Raw genomic sequence first — 6,124 nt, 5'->3', positions numbered from 1 at the left:
CCCGCCCTCTTGTCCGTCGACAACGGCCCCGGAAATGCATCACGCTCCAGCCTTTCCAAATTGCTACATCGAAGACCGGCCTACCACGACCATAACGAGACGTCGACCTCAGATGTCGCCATCCAGTGCGTGTAAGCAAGGAGCCTTCTGCACACAACGGCCAACCGACGTACGCGAGGCACGTCGCCTCGGAGTTCATCGGTTCGAAGTGGTGCCCGACGGCGTCCGAGAGAAGGCACTTAGCGGAGGCTTAAAGGGCGACGCATCGGCCCTGTGAGACGCAATTGCCAGGAGACGCAAACCTATGCCGGCAAACAACTTAAAAGTGGCGGGGGCCGGATTCGAACCGACGACCTCGAGGCGATGAGCCTGCACGTTCGGTTTGGCCTAACCTACTTGAACGTAAGCGGTTGCGCCGTTTGACTACACCGTTGGCCGGAGTTAATGTTTATACAGCTATCAGCGTTCTTCAGCGTCTATCAGTAAATCTTGGCTGCCAACGGTGTAGTGAGTGATGCACTACGGAAAAGAACATTCTGCGCACTGCTCAGACTCTAGCCGCCACGATTCCCCCCTATCGCTTCCCGCGAGCTGCTAGCGCCGCTGCAGATAGGAAAACTTGTCACGGGACAACTTCCGCCTACACTCCCCATTTTGAAGAATAACTTACGGAAGGGCTCAGGGCATTCGTACCAGACCACCTCGTCTCCAACATCCCTTTTATCTACTCATAGATGAACACCAAGGACGACTCTCTCAGACACTTGCCTCAAGGCGACGACTGCAGCCATGTTGCGAAAAAAAGTTGCTTGACTAACAAGCCGTCGGGAAGATCGCGCCGCCCTCGAGTTAGGGGAGTGGCGCTGAAAGTTGCTCTCGGAGTACGGCGAGTAACGCATCCGCGTCGGTCGGGCTAGCCGTTACCCAGCGCGAGCCGTAGACAAGTTTTGGGATTGGTCCGCCGCCAGCGGCGCCGTACCTTTGCACCGACGAATCAAGGCAACGTTGGATCCAAGGATCGCCTAGCGCAGATTCCATTGCCGCCTCACCCACCAACGCGATTGCTTTTTCATGAGCCGTCGAAAGGCTGCGAGGCTGCCAACGGGCGCCCGTGTCGAAAGTGAACATCCACTGGTGGAATTCAGCATGGGCTTGCTCATCGGCAAGCCACACAGCCAGACTTATCTTTGCCAGCTCGCAAGAGCCTTCGAATTGCTCAACGTCGCGAGGGACGAACGAGTTACATTGCGTGCTGAGCGGCGCAGGCCGCAGCGCTATTGCCAGCTCGCCTTCAAGCCTCTGCACCGCCTCATTGAGAATGAAGTGCATTTGCTGGCAGTGGCGGCACTGGTAGTCGAACAGTAGCGTCACGATGACAGGAGCGTCGGGTCTTCCGATCAATGGCGGAAGTAGCTCTTCCGTGTTAGCGTCGCCGTCCGCCGTTTCACCTGCAACGACGACGCCAGGCAGCGTCTGGAAGGCTTGAGTAGCAGCCAGCCCTCCGGCTAAGGCCAGCCCCAACAGTGGGAACACTACTGGCTTCCCAAGCCAGCGGGGTGGCAGATTGGTGCCTGCAGGGGCTCCCTGCAGCTGCCTGCGGGCCTGTCCAATCACCAGCACCGCGACAAGCAGGCCAACCACGTGCGTAGCCATGCAAAACGGACAGTAGGTCCCAATGACCCAAGCTTGTAGCGTGACAAACCACAGTGCGCTTCCTGCAATGGCGCCGACCAGTGTAAGCATCACGGACCAAGCCAGTCTCCGTTCTTGCTCAGGCGTGGCGGGCCCAGCATAAAAACTCGCCACCAGCATTACGGAGTACAATCCCATAGCGAGGCCGCTAACCGGTACGAGTCCTCCCACGGTTGACCACCGGCTACTAAGCACCTGTTCGCATGTGCTACCGGCACCGCACCCAATGGCCTCGACGCCCGTTAGATGCCGCCAGCTCAAATAGACAGACAATATTAGCGCGACGGCACAAAATGAACTTATTGCCGATCGCCACAGTGGCCACGATGAATCAGAGCAACGCTTGTCTTGTTCGGCGGCGATCACAATGTCCTCGTTGCCATCAGGTCCAGACAATGGTTATGTGGCGCGAGCGGCAAGCCGATGCCCCACGTGCACCGGTGTACGATGCCGGACCATGCACTTTCGGATTGGCGACGCGGTTGCGCTCAGTCGACGTTCCTGAAATAGACGTTAGGCTTTCCCGGGGTGGGCATACTAGTAGCGACCGGGGCGCCTGCGGCGTGTGCCTTGTTAAGCGAGGTGGAAAGGCGGATGCCGCTTCCGGAGACTTCGTCGCCTTCACTATATGCGTTCTGAAGTGGGGCCGCGATATTCACCGTGATGGGGCGCGGGCCACCTCCAGGCCGACCAAAGCCGCGGAATCGCCCGCGATCAATCGAAGCAATGATGACTTTTTCACGACTTTCTTCGCTGCCGATGGTAATCGCTTGGCCGGTTTCGAACCCTGCCGCGTTGGCGATCGAAAGCGTCGTCGAGCCGACCTCCGCGTCCGCGGCAAGCTTCGTGCCGCCCGCCGTACCGACCGACGCGATGCGGACGGCTTCCTGATTCTCGCCCATCCCGACGATGAGTTCCTGTCCCTCTGCAAGATTCGCGACGCTGCTGACTTTAATGCTCTCGTCATCCGCAGAGGCTGCGAGAACCAGCGAGGTCGAGGTCTGTAGTAAAAAGTCCTCACAGTTGCTATCGGTGTCGGCGCCATCGGGGTATCGTCCCGCGCTTATGTTCGCCGAATCCCCACCCGGTGCAAAACGTCCGAAGCCCCGCCCGCCTGCGTCCGGCGTGCGGACGCTACAGCCATTGGCCCCCGCGCCAGAAGCCGCTTGGTAGCCTTCGGCGGCCCAGGGATCGATGAGGCCGCCGTAGTTCAGGCTATCAACCACCAGGCCGTTGTCATTGCGAAGTACCATCGTTCCGCCTTGGCTTGATAGGGCGGGACCACCGAACCGCTGGTCGGGCTCGGAAGAACCTTGGTAGCCTGCATCGGTGACGTTCCGGTCTCGCACGACAGCGTTGATTTCGTGATCTTGCTCCAGTGGCCGGTCTAGTGTGACACCAGTTCCGAGGGGCAGCACCGGCTCATTGCTGGAGTGTTCGAACTGCGTGGCCGGTTCGAAGCTGATGCCGGTGCCCCGCACACTGAACGGCATGTTGGCGGAGTGCTCGAACTTGAGCGGGGTTTCGAGTTCGAGCCCCGTGCCCTGGAACTCCTCAGGCATGGGGCCGTCGAAAGGCCGGCGACTTGCGGCCGTGCCGACGCTCTTCACTTTGACGGTCTCAATCCCATGACCGACACTATCGATGTCTAGCCGGATTTTGTCGCCAGCGGTGATGTTCTCAACAGAAGAGACCTTGATGTTGGTGTCCCCGGCTTTCGCGTCGCCGGCCAGCCAAGCCTGTGTGCCAGGCTTGCCAACCTCGGTGATGGTCACAACCTCGTACCTCTCAATTGCGTGTGCAACGGCGGGGTATTCAGCACCGTATCCGATCCCCATTTTCTGGCCAACCTCAAAACCCTCCACGCTCGTGACCGGAACATTGTTTGAACCAACGGGAACTGTCACTACGGGGCCATCCGGCAGCGGCTGCCAGAGAGTCGTGGGGCCGCGCTCGCCGGAGCCGCCGAAGAACCTGCGACGGGACGGTTCGGCGCCGGCCGCTGACCCGACGCTCGCGATTTTCCGCAGCTCCTTCGACGAGCCCTCTCCGATCTCGATGGTGTCGCCCACTGACATGCCGGTGGTGCTTCGGAGATAGAGGGTTTCATCCCCGGCGCGGGCAGATGTCGCGAGTCCGGAATGCGACAGACCAAACAGGTAGAACTCGCCGGCTGACAGCGTCGTACCTGCGGGAATGTCGATCGTCGAGAAAATAGGCTGCTGGGTCGCGTGCTCAGTAAGGGTCCATCCAGATATGTCGACCGGAGAACTGCCTGAGTTGAAGAGTTCAATGAACGAGTTCGTCGAATTCTCGGGGGAGCCCGTGCCGATGGCGAACTCGTTGATCTTGATCGGGCTAACGTTGCGGACCTTCTCCGCCGCAATCTCCCTGCGGTCCTGGCCATTGCTGGCCTGCTTCCAGGTCGCAACACCGATCAGGTCACCATTGAAACCCGACTTGCCGGAGGTCACCGTGAACGTGGCCCTGACCACCTCGCCCGGCGCTACCGAATCAGAGAACTTCTTTGAGGCGTCGGACGTGCCCTTCAGCGTGGCAGTCCACCCCTCCGGCGTGGTGACAGCGAGCTCCACGTTATCCGCGGCGGATCCAGTCGTATTGGTGAAAGCAACGGTGGTTTCCTGTGATGAACCGGGCGAGAAAGTCTGCAGGCCGGGCGGTGTATCGTTTGCGGAGGCGGGGGCGATGGTAACCGGCGCAACGTCATACTTGGCCGCCACAATGTTAGCCTGGATGCGTTGGTTTGCTTCATTCGACGGGAAAGTGCCCGGGGCCGTCATCGCTGCTTCGTAGAATGTGCCCTGCGAGGCGTTGCTGTTGTCGCCACCGTTGCCAAGCAGCACGGCGCCCTGCTTCCGCATGGGGTCGTAACTGTTGCGGTCGTTCTTGATTCGAGGACCGTCGAACATGACCTGGAGGTCTCCCTGCTGAGCGTCGCCACCCATGGTCCTCCAGTGGTGTGGCTCGCCATCCGCAGTTGCCGTGACGAACCTCCATGTAATCGAAGGCAGGTCCGCGCAGAACTTGTCTCGAGGGTCCGGATTGACACAGCCCACAAGATTATTCTCCTGGTCGGTCATGATCCACGGCCCGGGTGGTTGACCTCGGTACCAAGCGCCGGCATTGCCGTAGTAAGTGGTTTCCATGGTACCGTCGCCGTCGTCGCGACTGTCAGTCTCGCCGTTACCGTAATCGAAGCAACACCCTGAATTGTAGTGGTGACCATTGATCACCCAATATTGCCCCTCGGCTTGGTCGTCGACTGCAGTGCCCTTTGCATCGTTCCACCGCAGTCCCATGCCTGGCTCGATGAAGATGCCATAAACCTTGTGGCCCATAATTGTGACCGGGGCCATGTCCGCAATTGGGAGATTATTGAACCCGCCCATCGCGGGGCCGCTGAAGAATCCACGTGGGGCCTGTGTCAAGTGATTCTCGTTGCCCGACTGATCGTACAGCTTGGTAATCCAGCAGACCGTGTCCGCGCAGAACTTGTCTTGTGCAGCTGCGTCGGCGTAGCCGCCCGGATCGGGAACAGGCGACGCGTTTGGCTGTACCACGCCAATGTCGAGCGTCTCTCCGTCCGATTGCCGCATGACCTGGTAGAGCGGTCCATTGTATGAGGCGTAGAGCGCGCGGGTGGTACTGTGTGCCGCCGCACAGGGACAGTCGTCATCCGCATAGACATCGCACGGCCCTTGCGGACGCGCTGGCGCCGCACTTTTGGGATCTTTCGTTGCTTGCTGCGCGAGGATTAAGGCCGCTAGTGGCAGCGTGAACGAAACCATAAGAATCATCGCAAGGCGAAGTCTACCTATCATTTCGGACTACTTTCAGGTTAGTGCAGAAGAAAAGAGGAGTGCCTAATACGCTCTGTAGCGAATCGACCTCCGAAAGGACGTTAGACAAGAACGAAGTTTTCAGGTGACAAGAAATGCAGCAAGCCACCATTCGAAACCGCCGCTCGACGGCTCTATTTAGAGAATCATAGTCGAAAAATCTCAAAGAGAATTACGTTAGCCAGATTGGCAGACAGAAACAAGCAAGCTCCTTCGCAAAACTTACCTGATACCGGCACCCACAACCGTGCGTTTGGGGGACAATTGGCCCGTGCTTCCGCCCGCATTGGCAATCTTGGTCCAACCTTCGATACCTTTCTTCGCGTTCGGGGTTCTTACCCTACTGGGCCACGGAATTTATCCACACACACGTGACCGATCGACGCCACATCTTGCAGGACCGAGACCGAAACGCTTTTCGTGATCTCCTGGAACAAATGATTGCATCCGGACCAGGAGATTGCTACCCTCAAACTTGCAAATAATACGTACACGTACTAGATTGCTCGTCACGCGAGAGTGATTCGGCAAATGGATAGATCGCTGCGCGCTGCGTTTATGTATTGACGCAC

At 58.7% G+C, this 6,124-nt stretch carries 2 protein-coding genes; both read right to left on the bottom strand.

Annotation, left to right across the window (positions count from 1 at the left end; translation table 11 throughout):
* Nucleotides 1-849: 849 nt before the first annotated feature.
* Nucleotides 850-2,058: a vitamin K epoxide reductase family protein gene (locus tag NG895_RS09005; RefSeq protein WP_252852152.1), complete on the bottom strand. Its 1,209-nt coding sequence runs from the start codon at nt 2,056-2,058 to the stop codon at nt 850-852.
* Nucleotides 2,059-2,180: 122 nt separating this feature from the next.
* Nucleotides 2,181-5,534, bottom strand: coding sequence for an arabinofuranosidase catalytic domain-containing protein (locus tag NG895_RS09000; protein WP_252852149.1), 3,354 nt, complete (start codon nt 5,532-5,534; stop codon nt 2,181-2,183).
* Nucleotides 5,535-6,124: the final 590 nt, after the last annotated feature.

The sequence above is a fragment of the Aeoliella straminimaris genome (assembly GCF_024054565.1).
Classification (GTDB): Bacteria; Planctomycetota; Planctomycetia; order Pirellulales; family Lacipirellulaceae; genus Aeoliella; species Aeoliella straminimaris.
The sequence above is the reverse complement of the archived record's forward strand: the minus strand, read 5'-3'. Positions and strand labels throughout refer to the sequence as shown.

Bases quoted from the DNA above. Each gene is read 5' to 3' on its own strand.
- NG895_RS09000 (WP_252852149.1), bottom strand. From the start codon at position 5,534: ATGATAGGTAGACTTCGCCTTGCGATGATTCTTATGGTTTCGTTCACG.